Origin of the sequence: Thiobacillus thioparus DSM 505, from assembly GCF_000373385.1 — a bacterium.
GTDB classification, from domain to species: Bacteria; Pseudomonadota; Gammaproteobacteria; order Burkholderiales; family Thiobacillaceae; genus Thiobacillus; species Thiobacillus thioparus.
The window spans coordinates 18,514-40,386 of sequence record NZ_KB891329.1 but is presented as its reverse complement, the minus strand read 5'-3'; the positions used below and the strand labels follow the sequence as shown (position 1 = coordinate 40,386).

General features: G+C 62.0%; 23 protein-coding genes. 5 read left to right on the top strand and 18 right to left on the bottom strand.

Going from position 1 to position 21,873, the window contains the following annotated elements:
* From B058_RS0111875 to guaB, 8 genes are all read right to left on the bottom strand, one after another.
* The gene (locus tag B058_RS0111875; RefSeq protein ID WP_018508713.1) at nucleotides 1–432 is read right to left on the bottom strand and encodes an arsenate reductase ArsC; all 432 of its coding nucleotides are present in this window, start codon (nucleotides 430–432) and stop codon (nucleotides 1–3) included.
* A gap of 30 nt (nucleotides 433–462) precedes the next feature.
* Complete coding sequence (locus B058_RS0111870; protein WP_018508712.1) at nucleotides 463–936, bottom strand: ArsI/CadI family heavy metal resistance metalloenzyme; 474 nt, start codon at nucleotides 934–936, stop codon at nucleotides 463–465.
* Entirely contained in the window at nucleotides 933–1,289 is a 357-nt protein-coding gene (locus B058_RS0111865) for an ArsR/SmtB family transcription factor (protein ID WP_040724426.1), read from the bottom strand. Before B058_RS0111865 ends, B058_RS0111870 begins: the two co-directional genes overlap by 4 nt.
* Before the next feature lie 108 nt (nucleotides 1,290–1,397).
* Nucleotides 1,398–3,056 (bottom strand): NAD(P)/FAD-dependent oxidoreductase, encoded by a 1,659-nt coding sequence (locus B058_RS0111860; RefSeq protein WP_018508710.1) that lies wholly within the window; start codon nucleotides 3,054–3,056, stop codon nucleotides 1,398–1,400.
* Nucleotides 3,040–4,281 carry a TIGR03862 family flavoprotein gene (locus tag B058_RS0111855; protein ID WP_018508709.1) on the bottom strand — a complete coding sequence of 414 codons (1,242 nt, stop codon included), beginning with the start codon at nucleotides 4,279–4,281 and terminating at the stop codon, nucleotides 3,040–3,042. The genes B058_RS0111860 and B058_RS0111855 overlap by 17 nt, the downstream gene beginning before the upstream one ends.
* Nucleotides 4,282–4,410: 129 nt before the next feature.
* Entirely contained in the window at nucleotides 4,411–5,973 is a 1,563-nt protein-coding gene (guaA, locus tag B058_RS0111850) for a glutamine-hydrolyzing GMP synthase (RefSeq protein ID WP_018508708.1), read from the bottom strand.
* A 26-nt stretch (nucleotides 5,974–5,999) separates the two neighbouring features.
* The gene (locus tag B058_RS0111845) at nucleotides 6,000–6,710 is read right to left on the bottom strand and encodes an SIMPL domain-containing protein (RefSeq protein ID WP_018508707.1); all 711 of its coding nucleotides are present in this window, start codon (nucleotides 6,708–6,710) and stop codon (nucleotides 6,000–6,002) included.
* Between the two features lies 1 nt (nucleotide 6,711).
* Nucleotides 6,712–8,172 carry an IMP dehydrogenase gene (gene guaB / locus B058_RS0111840; protein WP_018508706.1) on the bottom strand — a complete coding sequence of 487 codons (1,461 nt, stop codon included), beginning with the start codon at nucleotides 8,170–8,172 and terminating at the stop codon, nucleotides 6,712–6,714.
* Between the two features lie 224 nt (nucleotides 8,173–8,396).
* Between guaB and B058_RS0111835 the strand changes: the two genes are divergently transcribed.
* Both B058_RS0111835 and B058_RS0111830 read left to right on the top strand, forming a co-directional pair.
* A complete protein-coding gene (locus B058_RS0111835) occupies nucleotides 8,397–8,735 on the top strand; it encodes a hypothetical protein (RefSeq protein WP_018508705.1) in 339 nt (112 codons plus the stop codon).
* 55 nt (nucleotides 8,736–8,790) lie between these two features.
* Nucleotides 8,791–9,219, top strand: coding sequence for a DUF4124 domain-containing protein (locus B058_RS0111830; protein ID WP_018508704.1), 429 nt, complete (start codon nucleotides 8,791–8,793; stop codon nucleotides 9,217–9,219).
* A 22-nt stretch (nucleotides 9,220–9,241) separates the two neighbouring features.
* Here the strand turns inward: B058_RS0111830 and B058_RS0111825 are convergent, their stop codons facing one another.
* The gene (locus B058_RS0111825) at nucleotides 9,242–9,601 is read right to left on the bottom strand and encodes an RnfH family protein (RefSeq protein WP_018508703.1); all 360 of its coding nucleotides are present in this window, start codon (nucleotides 9,599–9,601) and stop codon (nucleotides 9,242–9,244) included.
* On the bottom strand, nucleotides 9,598–10,032 hold the full coding sequence (locus tag B058_RS0111820) for a type II toxin-antitoxin system RatA family toxin (protein WP_018508702.1): 435 nt from the start codon (nucleotides 10,030–10,032) through the stop codon (nucleotides 9,598–9,600). The genes B058_RS0111825 and B058_RS0111820 overlap by 4 nt, the downstream gene beginning before the upstream one ends.
* 50 nt (nucleotides 10,033–10,082) lie before the next feature.
* Between B058_RS0111820 and smpB the strand changes: the two genes are divergently transcribed.
* The 3 genes from smpB (at nucleotide 10,083) to mnmH (ending at nucleotide 12,080) form a co-directional block, all read left to right on the top strand.
* Nucleotides 10,083–10,526 (top strand): SsrA-binding protein SmpB, encoded by a 444-nt coding sequence (smpB, locus tag B058_RS0111815; RefSeq protein ID WP_018508701.1) that lies wholly within the window; start codon nucleotides 10,083–10,085, stop codon nucleotides 10,524–10,526.
* 124 nt (nucleotides 10,527–10,650) lie between these two features.
* Nucleotides 10,651–10,824, top strand: coding sequence for a hypothetical protein (locus tag B058_RS18055; protein WP_018508700.1), 174 nt, complete (start codon nucleotides 10,651–10,653; stop codon nucleotides 10,822–10,824).
* A 218-nt stretch (nucleotides 10,825–11,042) separates the two neighbouring features.
* A complete protein-coding gene (gene mnmH, locus B058_RS0111805; RefSeq protein WP_018508699.1) occupies nucleotides 11,043–12,080 on the top strand; it encodes a tRNA 2-selenouridine(34) synthase MnmH in 1,038 nt (345 codons plus the stop codon).
* Nucleotides 12,081–12,095: 15 nt separating this feature from the next.
* Here mnmH and B058_RS0111800 read toward each other — a convergent pair whose 3' ends face one another.
* From B058_RS0111800 to B058_RS0111765, 8 genes are all read right to left on the bottom strand, one after another.
* The gene (locus B058_RS0111800) at nucleotides 12,096–12,503 is read right to left on the bottom strand and encodes a hypothetical protein (protein ID WP_018508698.1); all 408 of its coding nucleotides are present in this window, start codon (nucleotides 12,501–12,503) and stop codon (nucleotides 12,096–12,098) included.
* A gap of 2 nt (nucleotides 12,504–12,505) precedes the next feature.
* Entirely contained in the window at nucleotides 12,506–13,384 is an 879-nt protein-coding gene (locus tag B058_RS0111795; RefSeq protein ID WP_018508697.1) for a Dyp-type peroxidase, read from the bottom strand.
* 54 nt (nucleotides 13,385–13,438) lie between these two features.
* A complete protein-coding gene (locus B058_RS0111790; protein ID WP_018508696.1) occupies nucleotides 13,439–15,580 on the bottom strand; it encodes a RelA/SpoT family protein in 2,142 nt (713 codons plus the stop codon).
* Complete coding sequence (locus B058_RS0111785; RefSeq protein ID WP_026240874.1) at nucleotides 15,573–17,915, bottom strand: DNA internalization-related competence protein ComEC/Rec2; 2,343 nt, start codon at nucleotides 17,913–17,915, stop codon at nucleotides 15,573–15,575. The genes B058_RS0111790 and B058_RS0111785 overlap by 8 nt, the downstream gene beginning before the upstream one ends.
* A gap of 12 nt (nucleotides 17,916–17,927) precedes the next feature.
* Nucleotides 17,928–18,608 (bottom strand): lipoprotein-releasing ABC transporter ATP-binding protein LolD, encoded by a 681-nt coding sequence (gene lolD, locus B058_RS0111780; RefSeq protein WP_018508694.1) that lies wholly within the window; start codon nucleotides 18,606–18,608, stop codon nucleotides 17,928–17,930.
* Nucleotides 18,601–19,845: a lipoprotein-releasing ABC transporter permease subunit gene (locus B058_RS0111775; RefSeq protein WP_018508693.1), complete on the bottom strand. Its 1,245-nt coding sequence runs from the start codon at nucleotides 19,843–19,845 to the stop codon at nucleotides 18,601–18,603. Before B058_RS0111775 ends, lolD begins: the two co-directional genes overlap by 8 nt.
* A 59-nt stretch (nucleotides 19,846–19,904) precedes the next feature.
* The gene (locus tag B058_RS0111770) at nucleotides 19,905–20,651 is read right to left on the bottom strand and encodes a WecB/TagA/CpsF family glycosyltransferase (RefSeq protein ID WP_018508692.1); all 747 of its coding nucleotides are present in this window, start codon (nucleotides 20,649–20,651) and stop codon (nucleotides 19,905–19,907) included.
* Nucleotides 20,652–20,735: 84 nt separating this feature from the next.
* Entirely contained in the window at nucleotides 20,736–21,863 is a 1,128-nt protein-coding gene (locus B058_RS0111765) for an acyltransferase family protein (RefSeq protein WP_018508691.1), read from the bottom strand.
* Between the last annotated feature and the right edge of the window lie 10 nt (nucleotides 21,864–21,873).

Sequence of the window (21,873 nt, the reverse complement as noted above, 5' to 3'; positions counted from 1 at the left end):
TCAGGCTGCAGCAGTTTGCTGGCCGAGCTTCTCGCGCACGGCGGCAACCAGCCGGGTACGGATATCGTCGCGAACCGCAAGGAAGCTCTCCAGCGGTTCGCCATGCGGGTCATGGAACGGCAGGTGAATAGCTGGAATCGGCTTCGGAAAGATCGGACAGGCTTCCTTGGCGTTGTCACATACGGTGACCACCAGATCGATGTCCTCGTTCATCACGGCGTCGATGTCCTTCGGATGCAGGCCATCGGTGTTGAGACCCGCCGCCTTCAGCGCGGCGATGGCGCCGTCGGCCACTTTCGGCTGCGGTCGGGTACCGGCGGACAGCGCGCGCACCTGGCCGGCAAGGTCATGGTTCAGCAGTACTTCTGCCATTTGCGAGCGACAGGAATTGCCGGTGCACAGCACCAGTACGGTGTAGGTTTTTTCAGCCACGATGGATCCTTGGATTGTAAAAAATGAAACTCAGCAGCAACCGCCTGCGGTCGGCTTGGCCTTGACCGGGATGCAACCGGGAACCTTTGCCACGACGGGCTCAGGCACACAGCATTCGCCTTCCTGCTGCCCGCCGAACACGGGAATGCTGTCGAGCGTGTGATAGGTTTCCCAGGCGATGCCCTGCGGGTCGGTCGCCCAGTATTTGTCCGATTTGGCGTAGCAGCAGGCGGTGCCCATTTCCTCCACCACGTCGGTGTCCAGTTTCTGCAGGCGTTCGCTCATTTCGGCCAGTTCGTCGGCCGATTCGACTTGCACGCCCAGATGGTTGAGCCCGGGTGTGGCGCCGCGTGCCGAAATGGCGAAATTCACCCGCGGGTCGTCGAGCATCCATTTGGCGTAATCGTCCTTGGTGACGGTCGGCTCGGCAGCAAACATCGCCGAATAAAAACGGATGCTGGCGGCGAGGTCAGCGACCGCGACGTGTACATGGAGGCGTTTCATGTTGGCTCCTTTTCGGTGACATGGGATTGTTCGGGGTCGCAGGCTGGCGTGCAGACCGGCGAGCAGGGATTGCCGCCGCAGCAGTTCTCGGTAAGAAAGCCGAGCAGCGCGTTCATGGTCGTGAAGTTGGCGGTGTAGATGACGAAGCGCCCGGACGGCTGCGAATCCACCATGCCGGCATGCGACAACTCCTTCAGGTGGAACGACAGCGAAGATGGCGGAATGCCGGTGAGCTCGCTGATGCGGCCGGCGGCAAGGCCGGCCGGACCGGCCTGGACCAGGGCGCGGAAGATGGCCAGGCGGGAATCCTGGGCCAGGGCAGCGAGTGCAGTGACGACGGCTTTCGTTTCCATTTTTCGATAATAATCGAAATATAGAAACAAAAGCAAGTACCCTCCGCTCATGTTTTCAGATTGCCTGCGGAAAGGTCGAGAGGCGGTTCGCCCCTCCGAACGCAGGGCTCAGTAGCCGCAACCAGGCCCCGATTGCGCGCCGGATCCCGCCGATTCCAGCCCGAGCATGTCGCGCGCCGCCGCCTCGGCGACCTTGATGCCGTCCACTCCTGCGGACAGGATGCCGCCCGCATAGCCCGCCCCCTCGCCCGCCGGATACAGGCCTTTGACGTTGAGGCTCTGAAAATCGTCGCCGCGGGTAATGCGCACGGGCGAGGAGGTGCGCGTCTCGACCCCGGTCAGCACTGCGTCCTTCATGGCGAAACCCTTGATCTGCTGGTCGAACGCCGGCAGCGCCTCTCGGATCGCCTCGATTGCGTAATCCGGCAGCGCAGAGGCCAGGTCAGTCAGGTGGACGCCAGGCTTGTAGGAAGGGTCGACGCTGCCGAGTCGGGTGGACGGCTTGCCTTCGAGAAAATCGCCAACCAGCTGGCCGGGGGCCTCGTAACCGCCGCCGCCGAGTTCGAACGCACGCGTCTCCAGCTTGCGCTGCAGTTCGATGCCGGCCAGCGGTCCGCCAGGATAGTCTTCGGGCGTGATGCCGACGACGATGCCGGCGTTGGCATTGCGCTCGTTGCGCGAATACTGGCTCATGCCATTGGTCACCACGCGGCCCGGTTCGGAGGCAGCCGCCACCACCGTCCCGCCCGGACACATACAGAAGCTGTATACCGAGCGGCCGTTCTTCGCGTGGTGGACCAGTTTGTAGTCCGCCGCGCCAAGCAGCGGATTGCCGGCATTCGGGCCCAGCCTGGCCTTGTCGATCAGCGATTGTGGATGTTCGATGCGAAAACCGATGGAAAATGGCTTGGCCTCCATGTACACGCCGCGCGCATGCAGCATCTCAAAGGTATCGCGGGCGCTGTGGCCGAGCGCAAGGATGACATGGCTGCTGGCGAGTGTCTTGCCGCTGGCCAGCACTACGCCGCGGATCGCTTTACCCTTGGGACCATCCTCGATCAGCACGTCGGTGACGCGCTGCTGGAAGCGGATCTCGCCACCCAGTTTCTCGATCTCGTGACGCATGGCCTCGACCATGCCAACCAGACGGAAGGTACCGATGTGCGGCTTGGCGACGTACAGGATTTCTTCCGGCGCACCCGCCTTCACGAATTCGGTCAATACCTTGCGGCCATAGTGCCGGGGATCCTTGATCTGGCTGTAGAGCTTGCCGTCCGAAAACGTGCCTGCCCCGCCTTCGCCGAATTGCACGTTGGATTCCGGGTTGAGCACCTTCTTGCGCCACAGGCCCCAGGTGTCCTGGGTGCGCTCGCGCACCGCCTTGCCGCGTTCCAGCACGATGGGCTTGAAGCCCATCTGCGCCAGCACCAGCGCCGCGAAGATGCCGCACGGGCCGAAGCCGACGACGATCGGGCGTTCCACCAGCGGCTCCGGCGCGTGAGCGACAAAGTGATACGCCATGTCGGGCGTCGGCGCGAGGTGGCGGTCGTTGCGGAATTTCTTCAACAGCGCCGCCTCGTTCCGCACCTCGACATCGACCGCGTAGACCAGCAGCAGCGCGTGCTTCTTGCGCGCATCGTAGCTGCGCTTGAAGATGCTGTAGCCGAGCAGGTCGCCATCCGCCAGTTCCAGGCGCCTCAGAATTGCCGCACGCAAGGCATCTGCAGGATGGTCGAGGGGTAATTTGAGTTCAGTCAGTCGCAGCATGGTGATATAAGTAATTCAATGCGCCCTGCCCCGCCGCACGGCCGCTGGCAAAGCAGGCGGTGAGCAGATAGCCGCCGGTAGGTGCCTCCCAGTCGAGCATCTCGCCCGCGCAGAATACGCCGGGGGAACCGCGCAGCATCAGATGGTCATCAAGACCCTCGAAGCGCACGCCGCCGGCGCTGCTGATCGCCTCCTCGATGGGGCGCGGCGCAGCCAGTACAAGTGGCAGCGATTTTATCGCGTGCGCGAGCTTGACCGGGTCGTTCAATTGCTCCGCCGACAACGCTTCACGCAGCAGCGCCATTTTCGCGCCCCGGATCCCGGCCCGGCTTTGCAGGTGGCTGGACAGCGAACGTGCGCCACGAGGATGGTTCACTTCGGCCAAGACCCGATCCGGGGTTTTATCCGGTGCCAGATCAAGCAGCACGGTCACCGAGCCCAATGCCTTGATCGTGTCACGCAACGGCGCCGACAGTGCATAGATCAGGCTGCCCTCGATGCCGGTGTCGGACAGCATCGTCTCGCCCCTGCGCTGGTGCGTGTGGCCTGCCGCGTCAGTGAAGCGCAATGCTACGGTTTTCAATGGCTGCCCGGCGAAGCGGCTGCGCAGGTGCGTGCTCCAGCCGCCGGCCACGTCGAAACCGCAGTTCGATGGCTCGAGCGGCGCGACCTCGACCCCGCGCCCGGCAAGCAGCGGCGCCCAGGCGCCATCCGATCCCAGTTTCGGCCAGCTGGCGCCGCCGAGCGCCAGCACCACTGCGTCGGCTTTCACGGCAAACTCGCCCTCCGGCCTGGCGAAATGCAGCGCCCCATCATCTGTCCATCCCAGCCAGCGATGCCGTACGTGTATGCGCACGCCGGATTCGCGCAGCCGATGCAGCCAAGCGCGCAACAGCGGTGCAGCCTTCATGTCCTTGGGAAAAACCCGCCCGGACGACCCGACGAAGGTCTCGATCCCCAGCCCATGAATCCATTCGCACAGCGTGCTGGGGGAGAAAGCGTCAAGCAACGGTTTGATCGCGGACGCGTGCGCGCCATAGCGCGAGAGAAAGGCGTCTGAAGGCTCCGAATGGGTGATGTTCATGCCCCCCGCTCCGGCCAGCAGGAACTTGCGGCCGATCGACGGCATGGCATCGTAGAGGTCGACTTGAAACCCACCCTGTGCCAAGACTTCGGCAGCCATCAGGCCGGCCGGACCGCCACCGATTACAGCGACACTTGTCATGGGATGCGGAGCTCAAAAGGGTCCGCTCTGGCAGTGCGGGGCAAAACCACGGCTAGCGCGTCGCGGCCAGCCTTCCTCGGCGGGTCGATCCCCGCGTTGCGGTGCTCCTCGCCCAACGCCTCGAAAGGCTCACTCCCACTCAATCGTAGCCGGCGGCTTGCCGCTGATATCGTAGACAACGCGGTTGATACCGCGTACTTCGTTGATGATGCGGTTGGAAACTTTGCCAAGCAGGGTGTAGGGCAGTTCGGCCCAGTGGGCGGTCATGAAATCGCTGGTGACGACGGCGCGCAGGGCGACGACGTAATCGTAGGTACGGCCGTCGCCCATGACGCCGACTGACTTGACCGGCAGAAACACGGTGAAGGCCTGGCTGGTTTTCTCGTACCAGCCGGAGGCCCGCAGTTCGTCGATGAAGATCGCATCCGCTTGGCGCAACAGATCGGCGTATTCGCGCTTCACTTCGCCGAGGATGCGCACACCCAGTCCCGGTCCAGGGAAAGGATGACGGTAGACCATGTCGTGCGGCAGGCCCAGCGCGATGCCGAGTTCGCGCACTTCGTCCTTGAACAGTTCGCGCAGCGGCTCCAGCAGTTTCAGATGCAAGGTATCGGGCAGCCCGCCGACGTTGTGGTGGCTCTTGATGGTGTGCGCCTTCTTGGTCTTGGCGCTGGCCGATTCGATGACGTCGGGATAGATGGTGCCCTGCGCCAGCCACTTGGCGCTCGGCAACTTCTCAGCCTCTTCCTGGAACACGTGGACGAATTCGCGGCCGATGATCTTGCGTTTCTGTTCGGGGTCGGACACGCCGGCGAGCGCGTCCATGAAGCGGTCGCGCGCGTCGACGTGGATGACCTTGACGCCAAGGTTGTCGGCGAAAGTCTGCATCACCTGTTCGGCCTCGTTCAGCCGCAACAGGCCGTTGTCGACGAACACACAGGTGAGCTGCTGGCCGATGGCGCGATGCAGTAGCGCCGCGACCACGGAGGAGTCGACCCCGCCCGACAAGCCAAGGATGACCTCGTCGCTGCCGACCTCGGAACGCACTTTGCCGATGGCTTCATCGACATAATCGGGCATGTTCCAGTCGCCCGCGCAGCCGCACAGGTCGCGCACGAAGCGGTTGAGAATATTTTTGCCCTGCAGCGTGTGGGTGACTTCGGGATGGAACTGCACGCCATAGAACTTGCGGTCTTCGTCGGCCATCGCGGCGATCGGCGTGGCGGCATTGCTCGCCATCACCTTGAAGCCGGACGGCAACGCGGTCACCTTGTCGCCATGGCTCATCCACACGTCGAGCAGACCGTGACCCTCGTCGTTGACGCGATCCTGGATGTCGCGCAGCAGCGCCGTATGGCTGCGCGCACGGATCTCGGCGTAGCCGAACTCGCGCTTGGTGGCGTTTTCGACCTTGCCGCCGAGTTGGGCCGCCATGGTCTGCATGCCGTAGCAGATGCCCAGCACCGGCACGCCGAGCGCGAACACGACATCGGGTGCGCGCGGCGTTTCGTCCTCGTACACCGAATTCGGTCCCCCGGAGAGAATAATGCCGGCCGGCGCGAAATCACGCACGAACGCTTCGGTCACGTCGTTGGGATGCAGTTCGCAGTACACGCCTGCCTCGCGCACACGGCGGGCGATGAGTTGGGTGTATTGGGAACCGAAGTCGAGGATGAGGATTTTCTGGTGCATGGCTGGCCGGGCTGGCCCGGTGAGGATTAATCGATGAGGCGGTATTCGACCGAAGACACCACGCGCACTTTCTTGATGTAGGGCGTGCTGGCGTCGCGGTCTTCGATGGAGAACTGGCCCTGATTGGCTCGCCGGATCTTGCCCAGACGGCTATCCGAATCCTTGGCGAATTTTTCAGCCGAGATACGCGCATTCTTGGTCGCTTCCTCGATCATGGCCGGTTTCAGCGCATTGAGGCCGGTGAACAGGAACTGCGTGCGGTTTTCATAGTTCTCGGGCGACAGGGCGATGCCCTGCTTGCCAAGTTCGCCCAGGCGCGCCATCGCCTCACGCACGCGGTCGACCTGCCGGGTATAGACGGTGAGCGTCGATTTGCCGCTATACCGCAGGCGCTCCGCCAGCTGAGCGTTGCCATAGTCCTGCGCCTGGCGATCGGTGATCGACGGCGCCGAAACTGAAATCTCCTCAGGCTTGAAGCCGCTGGTCTGGAGGAAGGCGGCAATTTTCGCGTTCTTTTCTTGCAGGGCCTGATACAGCTTGGGCAAATCGTTGTCCGCTTCGCTGAACGCAACCGGCCAGATGGCGGTATCGGCCGGGACTTCGCGTTCGGCGAGCCCCTTGACTTCGACACTGCGGTCGGCCTGCTTGAATTGCAGCAAGGACTGTCCCAGCACCCAGGCAGCCACAACTATGCCAACGGCAAGCAGCAGCGCCTCGACTATCCGGCGTGAATTCATGTCATTCGACGCGGTAATTGGGTGCTTCCTTGGTGATCTGCACGTCGTGCACGTGCGACTCGCGGATGCCGGCGCCGGTGATTTCGACGAATTCGGCCTTCGCGTGCATCTCGGTGATGCTCGAAACGCCCAGATAGCCCATGCTGGAGCGCAGGCCGCCCATCAGCTGGTGAATCACCGCCAGCACGCTGCCCTTATAGGGCACGCGGCCTTCGACGCCTTCGGGAACCAGCTTCTCGGCGCTTTTTTCGGTGTCCTGGAAATAGCGGTCGGAGGAACCCTGCTGCATGGCGCCCAGGGAGCCCATGCCACGATAGGATTTGTAGGAACGGCCCTGGAACAGCTCGATATCGCCCGGCGCTTCCTCGGTGCCGGCCAGCAGGCCGCCCAGCATGACACAGTTGGCGCCGGCCGCCAGCGCCTTGGAAATGTCACCCGAATAGCGGATGCCGCCATCGGCGATCACGCCCACGCCGCTGCCCGCCAGGGCATCAGCCACGTTGGCGACCGCGGTGATCTGCGGCACGCCGACGCCGGCGACCATGCGCGTGGTACAGATGGAGCCGGGGCCGATGCCGACCTTGACCGCATCCGCGCCGTGCTCGACCAGTGCGGCGGCAGCTGCCGCGGTGGCGATGTTGCCGCCGATGACCTGCACTTCGGGAAAGTTTTGCTTGACCCAGCGCACCCGCTCGAGCACGCCCTTGGAATGGCCATGCGCCGTATCGACCGTAATCACGTCGACCCCGGCTGCCACCAGCGCGGCCACGCGTTCCTCGGTGCCCTCGCCGGTGCCGACGGCGGCGCCCACGCGCAGACGGCCCATCGCGTCCTTGCACGCCAGCGGGTGCTCGCTGGACTTCTGGATGTCCTTGACGGTGATCAGGCCGCGCAGTTCGAACGCGTCATTGACCACCAGCACGCGCTCCAGCCGGTGCTTATGCAGCAGGGCCATCGCTTCGTCGCGGTTGGCGCCTTCCTTAACCGTCACCAGCCGCTCTTTCGGCGTCATGATATTGGCCACCGGCTGGTCGAGGCTCGGCTCGAAGCGCAGGTCTCGGTTGGTGACGATACCGACCACCTTGCCGCCATCGATCACTGGCAGGCCGGAAATACGCTTCGCACGCGTGATCTCGAGCACTTGGCGTACGGTCATCTGCGGCGCGACGGTAATGGGATCCTTGACCACGCCCGACTCGAAACGCTTGACTGCCGCCACCTGGGCTGCCTGCATCTCGATGTTCATGTTCTTGTGGATCATGCCGAGGCCGCCTTCCTGCGCCAGAGCAATGGCCAGGCGCGCCTCGGTCACCGTATCCATGGCGGCCGACAGCAGAGGAAGATTCAGGGTGATCGTGCGGGTCAACTGCGTGGAGAGGCTGACTTCGCGGGGGAGGACGGCAGAGTGGGCGGGAACGAGCAGAACGTCGTCGAACGTCAGCGCTTTTTGCAGAACACGCATGGGCTTTCCTTAACGCAAAGCGGAATTATACGCGCGCGCGCCACCCCTGCACAAACGGGAAACGCCCGTATGCCTGTTTGGTCGTAATCTACTAAGATGCATCGCACGTCAAGCGGTTGACTCGCGCCTGTGATGCAGCTAACTTTGCGTCAGCATTCCATCTGCTAGGGTATACGGTTGGAAGCCCGACCCCTGAACGCCATACAACTCGAGGAGATAAAACAATGTCCAAAGCTTTGCTTGTCCTGACTTCCGTAGCCCTGCTTGGTCTGTCCGGCTGTGCCGATATGAATGCCAAACCGTCGAGCAGCGAGTCCACCCCGGCCAAAGCCGCCATCAGCGCCGAAGCCCAGGCCGCGCTCAGCACGGCCCAGGCCGACGTCAAGGCTGCCAAGGCCAAGAATGCCTTGTGGACCACTGCAGCAGACGCACTCAAGGCCGCCGAAGCCGCTGCCGAGAAAGGTGACAGCGCAGCCGTGCTGAAAGATGCCAAGCGTGCCAGCGATCAGGTCCAGAAAGGCATGGCCCAACTCAACTACCCGATGCTCAAGGTCGGTGACTGAATTGTCATTGTCCCGACTGAGTAACAAGGCCTTCCGGATTCATGCCGGAAGGCTTTTGTTTTTGGGCGCGCTGGCAGTCTCGACCCACGCGCACGCAGAACTCTACAAATGGACGGATGCCCAGGGCAAAGTCCATTACACCGACCAGCCGCCGACGCTGAAGGCGCAGGTCATCAAGAACAGCACAGCGGGGCAGGCTGACATCACGTCCCAAGCCACGCAATCGCTTGACGCCAAGGACCAGGCCTACCAGAAACGCCGCAAGGAAGCCGACGAAGCGCGCGCCAAGGCCGACAAGGAAGCCGAACAGGCGCGCGTACAGCGCGAAAACTGCGACAAGGCGCGCAACAACCTCAGCACCCTGCAAAACAACTCGCGCGTCTACACAACAGATGCCGCCGGACAACGCACCTATATGGACGATGCCGCGCGCGTCAGTGCGCTGGCAAACAGCCAGAAGGCCGTATCTGACTTCTGTAAATAAGGCCTAGACAGCCCGAACGGGATTACGCCGCCGCTTCGGGTGCGCCTGCTTCCGGAGCCTTTTCGCTGGGAGCTTCGCCCCCACCCTTCTTGGTAACCTTGCCTTCTTCTGCGCGCTTGCGGCGCACCTCTTTGGGATCGGCAATCAGGGGACGGTAGATTTCCACCCGGTCCTTGTCGCGTAGTGGCTCGTCCAGCTTGACCAGCTTGCTGAAAATCCCGACCTTGTTCTTGGCGAGATCGATGTCGGGAAAGGCCTCCAGCACGCCGGATTGGCGTATCGCATCTCCCACGCTCGCACCTTCGGCAAGCTGTACCTGCAGCAGGGTTTGTTGCTCGGGCAAGGCATAAACGACCTCGACGTTGATCGTGGCGGTATTCATACGGCATACACCTCGTCAGCGCGACGCACGAAGGCATCGACAAAAGTGTTGGTGATGTGGCTGAAAACAGGTGCCAGGATGGTTTCCAGCATACGGCTGGAGAAGACATAATGCAGGCGAAATTCCACCTTGCAGGCATCGTCCCCCAGCGGGAGAAACGACCAGGCGCCCTCCAGTTCGGAAAACGGGCCGTCCTGGAGCCTGATCCGCATTTCGCTCGGAGGCATCTTGGTGTTTTCGGTGGTGAAGCTCTGGCGGATACCCATATAGGCGATATGGATGGTCGCCACCGTGCGGTGTTCGTCGCGGACTTTCAACTCGGTGCCGCCGCACCACGGCAGAAAATCGGAGTAATCCTCGACCCGATCAACCAGCTCGAACATGCGTTCCGGGCTGTGTGCCACCAGCACACTTTTTTCCACACGCGCCATGGATACCTAAAGCCTTGTAAAATCGAGAATTGTACGCAACCCGGTCCGCCATGAGCATCGCCGACAACAAAAAAGCCTTTCACGATTATTTCATCGAGGAAAAATTCGAGGCCGGCCTCATACTCGAAGGCTGGGAAGTGAAAGCCATCCGTGCCGGCCGGGTGCAACTGAAGGAGGCCTATGTCGTCGTCAAGAACGGCGCGGTGTATCTGATCGGTTGCCACATCAGTCCGCTGCCCACCGCCTCCACCCATATCCACCCCGACCCCACGCGCTCGCGCAAACTGCTGCTGCACGCGGCGGAAATCAACAAGCTGATCGGCAAGACCGAACGCGCCGGCTTCACGCTCGTGCCGCTCGACATGCATTACTCGAAAGGCCGCATCAAGCTGGAAATCGGGCTGGCCAAGGGCAAGAAGCAACACGACAAGCGTGCGGCGGAAAAAGAGCGCGAATGGCAACGCGAGAAGCAGCGCCTCATTCGCGCCAGCTAACGTCTATACGGGATATAGCGCCGACCAACGGATGAAATAATCCGCTTATCGGTCGGGTATTCCCTTGTGCTCCTGTCGAATTGTCGACTACAATTGTCAACATATCGACAACCAAGGAATTCCCATGTCGGCTCTTCCCGTTTACGACGTCGAGTTCATCCCGCTGGAACGCCGTTTGGGTGACCGTCGGGTTGCCCCGCGTGACGCAGCACTGCCCCCCCAGATCATGGCCGATCGCCGCAAGGCGACGAGCCGGCGTGCCGAAGATCGCAAACCCGCAACACTGAAATCCGTCTGATCCGACGTCTTGGCGCGCTGCGCGCCAAGACGTTTGTCCTGTCCCCGGTTGTAGCCGAGGCCTCTCCCGCGTTTTCCCATATCGCCCCTCCTCGCGATCGATTCGTGACCTGCCCTTCCTGGCTGTGACGGATCAGGCTTTGCCACCGCACTGACAGCCATGTGACAATGGCGACATTCCAGCCCGTCCCCTCGTTTTCCCCGAAAGTTGAGTCCAGTTTGCCTGTCACCGTAGCTGACCTTCCCGCCTACACTGACATCATCGACGTCCGTTCCCCCGGCGAATTTTCTGAGGATCATATTCCTGGCGCGATCAATTTGCCGGTACTGGACGACGCCGAGCGCGAGCGTGTGGGTACGCTGTACAAGCAGATATCGTCGTTCGAAGCGAAGAAGGTCGGCGCGGCGCTGGTGTCGCGCAACATCGCGAAACATCTGGACGCCTGGTTCATTGACAAGCCCAAATCGTATCGCCCGCTCGTCTATTGCTGGCGCGGCGGTAGCCGCAGCGGTTCGCTGACGCATGTCCTGCAGAAAATCGGCTTTGGCGCCGTGCAGCTCGAAGGGGGCTACAAGGCCTATCGGCGTCATGTGACGGCCGAGCTCGACCGCCTGCCGGCGCTGTTGACCTATCGCGTGGTATGCGGCCCGACTGGCAGCGGAAAAAGTCGCCTGCTACAAGCCCTGGCTGACGCAGGCGCCCAGGTACTCGATCTCGAGGCGCTGGCGGCGCACCGGGGTTCGCTGCTGGGCGCGCTCCCGGGCCAGCCTCAACCATCGCAAAAAAGCTTCGAAAGCGCGATCTGGTTCGCGCTGAGCCGCTTCGACTTGGCGCGCCCTGTATTCGTCGAATCGGAAAGCAAGAAGATCGGCGCGCTGCGCGTCCCCGATGCGCTGATCGTTGCCATGCGCGCCAGCACCTGCCTGCGGCTGGAGGTGCCCCTGGCAGCACGGGTCCGGTTGCTGACCGAGGATTACATGCATTTCCTGCACGACCCCGGGACGATCAATCGCCAACTCGCCTACCTCACTCCCTTGCGCGGCAACGAGACTGTGGCGACATGGCAGACGCTGGCCAATGAACGGGCGTGGCCCGAACTGGTGACCGCCCTGCTCGACCAGCATTACGACCCGACCTATCTCAAATCGCTTGCGAAAAACTACGCAGCTTCGCCTTCTGATCAGCTCTTCCACACGGACGATCTGTCGGCCAGTGGGCTGCAGCAACTGGCGCGCACGATTCTGGCCGCCGCCTAGGTATCTTCCTCCGCCCTAGAGCAGCTTCCCGAGCACGAAACCGATCACGATGCCGATGATGACTGCGATGGTCAGCCCGCGATAAGTCAGGACGTCCTTCGAATAGCCACGCCGGATGGCGACGTAGGACACCAGATAGCCGATCGCGTTGAGCAGCCAGATGAAGCCGATCGACAGTATCTTGACGATGACCGGGCCAATCACCGGCACCAGCGCGATGACGCCCAGCAGCCAGACAAAGGCATTGGAGATCAACCCCACGGCCACCACGCTGGCTGCGATCACGCCGCGGTCGACATTGAAATACAGTCCCAGCCACACCAGCCCGCCGATCGCGCACCACAACGGCAGCATCACCTTCCAGTTGCGCCACCATGGCAGCCGCGCGGACGGCTCCCCCGGATCGCCCGCCGGCCCGGCCATGCTCAACGATCCAAGGCCCGCAGGTCGATGCCCGCACTGCCCCGTGGCGGACACCAGTAATACCCGCCGGTAAGCGGGCGGGTGAAGCGGAACAGCGCATCGATGATGCCGTCGTCGTGGCCAGTCATGCGGTGCAACTGCGCTTCGAAGACATCGAACGATTTGCCGAACGCCAGGAACACGAGTCCCGCATCTGCGCCTGCCACCCACGGCATGGAACGGCGCACCACGAAGGCCTCGGGTTCGAAACCCTCCTGCACGGTGCGTTTGACGTGCGCCGATTCGGGCGCGTCGTCGAGCTCTTCGTTGCTGTCGCGTTCACGACCGAAGCAGTTGTCCTGCTCGGCACGGGACATTGCATCGAATCCGGGGAAATCATGCAGCCACTGCTGCACCGCCGCAAAACTGGAACCATCGATACCCGCGCCCTGCCCCTGCGCCACCGCAGCCTCGACCACATCCTCATCCTTGGGATTTTCGGTGCCGTCTTCGTAGCCTGTCAGATCACGGCAATCCTGGTGGCGGAAGCTGACAATCGCCTGCGTCAATTTGAAGGTAGGCGCAACCAGCGCCTGCCAGGCATGGCCGCGCAACAGCAGATCGCCTGGCTCATCGCCGCGCAGCCACCGCCAGAGTGCATGCTGTGTCGCCGGAATCGGGGGACGTGCATCCGGCAAAACAGGAAAACCGCGCAAGCCCTCAAGCTGCACGCCGAGGGCCTGGGTGACGTCCAGGCCGACACCCAGCACGGCCGAGTGGCCGTCGCAGTGCGCGGCCAGCGCGTGCAGGGCAGACCGGCAATCGGCCCCAGACTCCAGATCGAAGAACAGATGCCGTTCGTGAATGGGAATGGGATCGAAAATGGCGGGCTGGGCTGTCATGGCGGGAAAGCGATCACCGATAAAGGGACAAACAAGAGCGGCGGCCCGGCATGCTCAGCCGCGGCTCACCTCAATCATGTTCTGTACATGCTGCAGGCGCGCCAGCAGCCGAGCCAGTTGCTGCAGTTCCCGAATACGCACGGTGAGCTGCATATGGGCATATTCGCCACGGCTCTCGGTATTCACGCGCAGCACGTCGAGCCTGTCCTTGGCGATGACGTCGGACACGTCGCGCAGCAGGCCTTGCCGGTCGAAGGCCTTGAGGCGGATATCCACCTCGAAGGCGGCATTTGCGTCGAGCACCCATTCCGCCGGCAGCATGCGGGCAGGATTGGCACGCTTGAGCGAGGCGCAGTCGTGACGATGCACGGTCAGTCCGCGCCCGACCGTGGTGTAGGCGACAATGTCGTCGGGCGGCTGCGGCTTGCAGCAACGGGCCAGCGTCAGCGGCACGTCGCCCAAGCCAGGAATCGTAACGGGATTGCCCGATCGGGCGCGCGCACGCGGTTTGGCGGTGGGCGTCAGCGCCAGCGAAGGTTTGCCCGGTTCCTGCAGGGCGTTGACCAGATCGCGCTGACCGACATCGCCCCGCCCGAGTGCAGCCAGGAACTCGTCCACCTTGCCGAACTTGAGCCGCTGCGCGAGCTTCTCCTGGTTCGTATCGCCCACGCCCAGACGCTTGAGTTCCTTTTCCAGCAGGCTGCGACCGAGGCTCACCTGCTCGCCGACATCGCGCTGGCGAAACCAGGTGCGCACCTTGGATCGTGCGCGGTGGGTGACCAGGTAGCCCAGCGCCGGATTGAGCCAGTCGCGACTTGGTTCGCCTTCTTTCACCGTGACGATCTCGACGCGCTGGCCGTTTTCGAGTGCGGTATTAAGCGGCACCATCGAACCGTTGATCTTGGCGCCGCGGCAGCGATGCCCCAGGTCGGTGTGCAGCGCATAGGCGAAATCCACCGGCGTGGCACCCCGGTCGAGCGCCACAACCCTGCCCTGCGGCGTCAGCACATAGACCTGGTCCTGGAACAGCTCGGTCTTGAACTGTTCGGTAAACTCGCTGCTGTCGGCAACGTCGTCCTTCCACTCCAGGATGCGTCGCAGCCAGGCGATCTTTTCCTCGTACAGTGTGTCCTGGCGGCCGCCCTCCTTGTAGCGCCAGTGTGCGGCGACGCCGAGTTCGGCATGGCGGTGCATGTCGAACGTGCGGATCTGCACTTCGAGCGCCCGGTCCTCCGGCCCGATCACAGCCGTATGCAGCGAACGGTAGTCGTTGCTCTTCGGCTGCGAAATATAGTCGTCGAATTCGCCCGGGATCGGTTGCCACAGATTGTGCACCAGGCCCAGCACGGTGTAGCAGTCGATCTCGTGCTTCACCAGCACGCGCACCGCGCGGATGTCGTACAACTGCTCGAAGGAAAGTCGTTTGCGCCGCATCTTGTTGACGATGCTGGCGATATGCTTGGGACGGCCGCTGACTTCGGCCTCGATGCCGTGCAGCGCGAGTTCGGCCTGCAGGCGCTCGATGATGCCCTTGATGTAGGCCTCGCGGTCGGCCCGCTTTTCGTCAAGCTGCGCGGCGATGGTCTTATAGGTATCGGGTTCCAGATAGCGGAACGCCCAGTCTTCCATTTCCCACTTGATCTGCCACACGCCGAGTCGGTTGGCCAGCGGAGCGAAGAGTTCGCGCGCCTGCTGGCCGAGTGCCTCGCGCGTGGCGGCGTCCTGACTCGCAGCGCAACGCAGGGCATGCGTGCGCTCTGCCAGCTTGACCAATACGACGCGAATATCCTCCACCATCGCCAGCACCATCTGCCGCAAGGCCTCGAGCTGGGCATGCGGATCGACGCGCTTGTCGGTCGCACTGGCGGCCAACGTCTCGATGCGGACCATCGCGGCCACGCCGCGGGCCAGCCGGGCGGCCGTGCCGAAAGTGGTATCGAAATCGGATGTGTCGCCCAGACAGGCATGCAACAAAGCAGCGGCGACGGCATCGGCCCCAACCCGCAACTCGGCCACGATCAAGGCCGCCCCTACATTGTGTGCAAATGCCGGGGTACTGCCCAATTGGGCATGGGCATACGCCAGCGCGCGCCAGGGCAGATCGTTTTCCGCCACTGGCAGCACGCGCGCCAGCGCCTGCCGGGCCGATTCCAGATCGGTGGCTTCATAGCAGCGGGGGCGGACAGTGTCATTCATCAAGCAAAGCGGTATGCCAGTAGCGGCGATGGGATGGTCGATATTCTGAGGCCACCACCCCGGCTTCGCCAAACGTCAGGCTGATGCGCCCCCCTGAGTCGCTGCGCAGAATGTTCGAATCCAGCGCGCGAAACCGCGCCACGACCTGCGGGTGGGGATGGCCAAAACGATTGCGATAGCCCACCGTGAAGATCCCATAGCGTGGATGCACCTGCTCGACGAACTCGGCCAGCGACGAGGTGCGGCTGCCGTGATGTCCGGCCACCAATACCGTCGCCGACATATCCGTGCCGGACTCCATCAGCTCGAGTTCGCCACGCCTTTCGGCGTCCCCTGTGATCAGCAGGCTTTGGCCGCCCCGGCTGACTTTCAGCACGCAACTGTAATCATTGTCCCGGCGACCGGGCTCGGTATACGCCTCGACAGGCGGATTCAGGATGTCAAAGCGCACGCCGTCCCATTGCCAGTGCTGGCCCCGGTGGCAATGGGACGGCGATGGTGCCGCCGTCAGAAGCGGGCTCGCCGCCGGCAACCCATGCAGCAACCAGCCTGTTGGAATATCGCGCAACACCGATCGCAGGCCACCGCTGTGATCGTTGTCGTCGTGCGAGACGATGACACCCGACAATTTTCCGATGCCCAATGTACGCAAATACGGCACGACGATGCGCTCGCCTGCATCGCTGCCGGCAAACGCCGGGCCCGTGTCGTAGAGTAGCGCATGCTCCGCAGTTCGGATCAGGATGGCCGTACCCTGGCCCACGTCGATCACGTCAGCCTGAAAGGTCTCGGGTGCGATGCTCGTTCGCAGCGGGAAGATCAGCGGCAACCACAGCAGCCCGCCCATCGCCCGCATCGGAAACCCGTGCGGCAACAACAGCCACAGCGTGCCCGTCACCGCCAGCAACAACGCCCACCCTTCAGGCGCAGGCCGCGATACCATCGCCCAGGGCAGTTCGCTGGCCCAGATCAGCCCCTGTCCAAGCCAGGCCATCAACCAGGCGGCCACATGCCACAGCGGCGGCACGATCACCCCCAGCAAGGCCAGCGGCGTCACCAGCCAGCTGACGACCGGTATGGCGACGGCATTGGCAAGCGGGGAAATCAACGACACCTGCTGAAACAGCAACAGCAGGGCCGGTGCCAGCGCCAGTGTGACTGCGCCCTGCACCGTCACCCAGGCACGCAGCTTGTCCGCTTGCCCCACACGCCCGAACGTCGCCCACAGGATGGCTGCCATGGCGCCGAACGACAGCCAGAAACCCGCCGACAGCACTGCCCATGGATCAATGACCAGTACGGCGAACAAGGCCCACGTCAACGCCGAGAACGGGCGCGGCTCGCGTCGTCCCCAGAATGCCAGCGCCAGCACGCCGAGCATGAACAGGGTACGCTGTGCCGGTACCTGAAAGCCCGCGAGCAAGGCATACGCGTACGCCGCCAACACGGCAGCCAGCAGCCCCGCCTGCCGGGCCGGAAGACGTTCTGCCGCGCGCGGCCAGCGCCGCCAACCAAACGCCACCGCCCAACCCGCCAGTGCGGCGATCATGGTGACGTGCAGGCCGGAGATGGAAAGCAGGTGGTTTACCCCGGTCCGGGTGAAGGCGCGCCATTGGTCATATGGAATGCTGCGCTGGTCGCCAACCACCAGGGCTGCGATGACGCCGGCGTAGGGCGCGTCACCCAAGGTGGCAGCGATCCGCTCGCGAAGGGCGGCACGCGTAGTGGCAATCCACGCGGCAGGCGTAGCTGCCTGAGCATCCAGACGCCGGGGAGAGGGATTTTCGCGTACATACCCCGAGGCCGCGATGTCACGTTCCAACATCCAGGCCTCGAGGTCAAAGCCGTGCGGATTGTGCGTACCGTAGGGCCGCTTCAACCGTACCGTGAATTGCCAGCGCTCACCCGCCTTCACGGTCGGATTGCGCGCCCCCTCGCGGGGCCAGTAGCGCGCAAGCTGGATGCGATGCAGGACAGGGCCATGGGGCGTGAGGGTGCGCTCGATATCCAGCACGAAGCGCTCGCCTCGCGCGTCGGCCTGAGGCAGATCGTTCACCACACCAACCACGGCAAGGTCCACCCCTTGCCAGTGATCCGGCAGACGATCGGCCAGGCGCAGGTCGGCCCGCCATGCGGCCCATGCAAATCCCAACGCAACTCCTAGCAACACCACGGCCAGACGGCGAAGCGTTTCAGGTACATCTCTGGAGAAACGTGGAAGCCACAACGCCGCAGACAACAACGGGAAAAGCCACAGCCAGCGTGCAGAGGGTAGCGCCGCCTGTTGCTGCAGTAGCCAGACACCGAAACAGAACGCGATGGGCGTGATTCGCATCGCGTCGCCCGCTCAGAGGGGTTGCAACATCCCGTCCACCAGCCTGATCTGGCGGTCCATGCGCGCGGCAAGTTCGACGTCGTGGGTCACGACGACCAGGCTGGTCTCGTGTTTGTGGTTGAGTTCGCGCATCAGATCGAATACGGCATTGGCGGTGTGACGATCGAGGTTGCCGGTGGGTTCGTCGGCCAGGATGCAGGCGGGCTGCGTGACCAGTGCGCGCGCGATGGCCACACGCTGGCGCTCGCCGCCGGACAACTCTCCGGGGCGATGGACAAGCCGATGCCCCAGGCCTACCTCGTTCAGCACTTCGGTTGCGCGTGCCATGGCCTGGTCATGACCCAGGCGGCGAATGGTCAAGGGCATGGCTGCGTTTTCCAGCGCGGAAAATTCAGGCAACAGGTGATGGAACTGGTAGACGAATCCCAGCGCGGTATTGCGTAGCTGGCACCGCGCCGCTTCGGAAATGGCAAAAGGGTCCTGCCCCAGCAGCGCCACGCGGCCACGCGTCGGTACATCAAGGCCGCCCAGCAGATGCAGCAACGTGCTCTTGCCCGAGCCCGAGGCACCGACGATGGCGACCGATTCTCCGGCATTCACCTCGAAATCGATATCATCCAGTACCTGTACGTCGGTCTTGCCCTGCCGGAAGGTCTTGCCCAACCCGCTACAGCGCAGCACGATCTCACTCATAGCGCAACGCCTCTGCCGGATTGATGCGCGAAGCGCGCCAGCTCGGATACAGCGTCGCGGCCAGGCTGATGAAGAGCGAGACGCCGGCGATGATGCCCACGTCGCTCCATACCAGTTTGGACGGCAGCTTGCTGATGTAGTACACGTCGGCCGGGAACAGGTCCATGCCGACCATGTGCTCGATGAAAGGGACGACGGTTTCGACGTTGAGTGCGAGCAGCACACCGCTCGCCACGCCCAGCAGCGTGCCGAACACGCCGATGAACGCACCCTGCACGATGAAGATGGTCATGATCGATGAGGGCTTGGCCCCCAGCGTGCGCAGGATGGCAATATCCGATTGCTTGTCGGTCACGGCCATCACCAGGGTGGAGACGATATTGAACGCGGCCACCGCGACGATCAGCAGCAGAATCAGGAACATCATGCGTTTCTCGATCGACACGGCACGGAAAAAGTTGGCGTGGCTCTGCGTCCAGTCGGTCAGGTAGTAATGTCCGACAAGGCTGTTCGCCAGTTCGCGCGTAACGAATGGCGCGCGGAACATGTCGTCGAGCTTCAGCCGCACACCCGAGACATCGTCTCCCAACCGCAGCAGCTTTTGCGCATCCTGCAGGTTGATCAGGGCGAGCCCCGAATCGTATTCGAACATGCCGGCCTCAAAGATTCCGGTGACGGTGAACTGCTTCACGCGGGGCATCACACCCGCGGGCGTGATGTTGCCCTGCGGGGTCAGCAGCACCAGCTTGTCGCCGGGAACCACATCCAGGGCGCGCGCCAGTTCCGCACCAAGCACGATGCCAAATCCGCCCGGCTTGAGATCGGTCAGCTTGCCCGCCTTCATGTGCTGGGAAAAGTCAGCCACCTGGCTTTCCAGTTCCGGCAACACGCCGCGGATGATGGCGCCGCGCACCATGTCGCCATTGGCCAGCATGCCCTGCGCGTTGACATAGGGGGCGCCGGAGACGACTTCCTTGTTCTGCCGGGCCTGTTCCAGCACGTTGCGCCAGTCGGCAAGGCGATCGGCCGGACCGCTGATCTCCAGATGCGCCGCCACACCGAGAATGCGCGCGCGCAATTCTTCCTGAAAACCGTTCATCACCGAGAGCACCACGATCAGCGCCATCACGCCCAACGCGATCCCGGCCATGGACACGATGGAAATGAAGGAGATGAAATGGTTGCTGCGCTTGGCGTGGGTATAGCGCAGGCCGATCAAAAGCTCAAAAGGAAGCAAAGCATGACTCGCGGAAAGAATTTCCGGAGTATGCCATAGCTGGTTTCTTGCCCGTCAGCCTACCCCCGCCGCCGGCTGTCCAAACGATATTGATAACAATACTTCAGGAATTTCGCGAAATCCACCGTATAGCGTTGCGCCAGCCGTTTCGGTTCCAGGCATAAACGGAAAAACCATTCCATTCGCATCTTTTGTACAAGAATCGGCGCCCGGGGTTTATCACCAGCCCAAAAATCGAACAATGCGCCCACCCCGGCTAGAATGGGAACATTCAAGCGCCGACGATGATCTAGTATCCATTTTTCCTGGGTCGGATTGCCTAGCGCTACCAGCAAAATATCGGCCTGTGCCCTGTTGATCGTGTCCATCAGATTCGGCTTGGTTTTAATGCACTGGTAACCATCGCAGGTTCCCACCACTGCCTGACCCAGTTGCCGCGTTGCGTACAACGCTGCCTGCCGCAACACCGCAGGTTTGCCGCCCACCATGAATACCCTGAGCGGCGTAGTCGACTGGCGGAACAGGAACGGCACAAAATCCGTACCATTCAGGTTTTCCTTGAAGCGTTCGCCCTGCATCAAGCGAGCGGCGATATCCATGCCTACACCATCATTGACAATGACAACCCCGTCCTGCGCCATTCGCACGCGCAAATCTCGACACTGCACAACGAAGTTGGTATTTGCAAAAAATAACGCAACCTGCTCGCCTTGCTGCCGTCGCATGAGTAAATGCGCTGCCAGGTTGGCTGACGTGGTTTTGCGAATGGCGAAACCGCCTATTCGAACATTCTCTTGTGTTGGCATGGTCGAATTTCCATCGTGAACATGCGCGCATTGCGCATGGCCCGGAATTTCAGATTGCCGCTTTCAGCGGCTCGGACATCCTCGTTAACGGGTCCCGGGCAGGTTCCCGAATTCGATGCTGTGGATGTCTTTCGGAAGGGCGTGATACGTTCGTCCTTTGCCTATAACAAAAGGAAAAAAACGCCGTATGAACACTGAAGCTGGATAGCTCGACAACAACGCTGCTGCGGGGAATAGCAACGTCCAGATAAAAGAAGATTCCTTGAAGTCTCGAGGAAAGCCGAACACCACGACAGAGATGCCGGTGAATACGCTGAACATCAGCAAATGGGTGGGGAAAATAATGATGGTGTTTTGCGATAGCCATCGGAAAACACGCATGGCTGGCAACACGATGGAAAAGTAAAGCAGCGCAAAAATCCCCAGATAAGCGCTTAGAAAAAATAGAGCCCGGTGGCTGCCGAAACGGAGCGTATTCAAATCCACATCGCCATTGATGTTCGCGAGAAATGCAACAGCGGCCAACATCAGGAATGCAAGAACTCCCGCGCCGGTATTGGAAACGCTATCTAACGTCGCCTTCTGATATCCGCGAAAAAAGTAGCCAGTCGAATAAAATGCGATAGCCACGACCGCGTTATCCAGTCCCCAAGGCAGACGCGGCCAGGACCGATCATAGAGAAGGGTAAAAATAAAACCCAGGCCATTCAGCGCGACCAGCAGAAAGGCTGCCGAGAAGTATTTCCTCGCAGCAAAAAAAATCAACGAGGTCGCGAAAAGACACGTGAAAAACCACAACACCACATTGACGAATAGCGCGTCGCCATTCCCGACCAAAACGCCCATTAGGGATTCTTGCCAGCTCACCCCAACGTATTTGGCTGCACTCGCAGCCATGTCATGCGTCGGCAGCCAATATAGATAGGACAGTACGAAAAAGAACAGGTAAGGAACCGCAAGTCCTTTCCATAAGGCGAAAAAGTATGCTCTATAGGACAGGGCCAGCTTGATTTCAGTCAGAAGCAGCCCGGAAATAAAGAAGAACAACGGCATGTGAAAGCTGTAGATCACATGCTTGATGAACGGATTCAAACCTGGGGAATGCCCGACGACGACCAACACAATCCCGATGGCTTTCATGGTGTCCACATGCGTGAATCTTTCCGCCCGCGTTTCAGAAACCAATTCCGGATTCAAGTTTGCGTTGATCATCGCTTTCAAC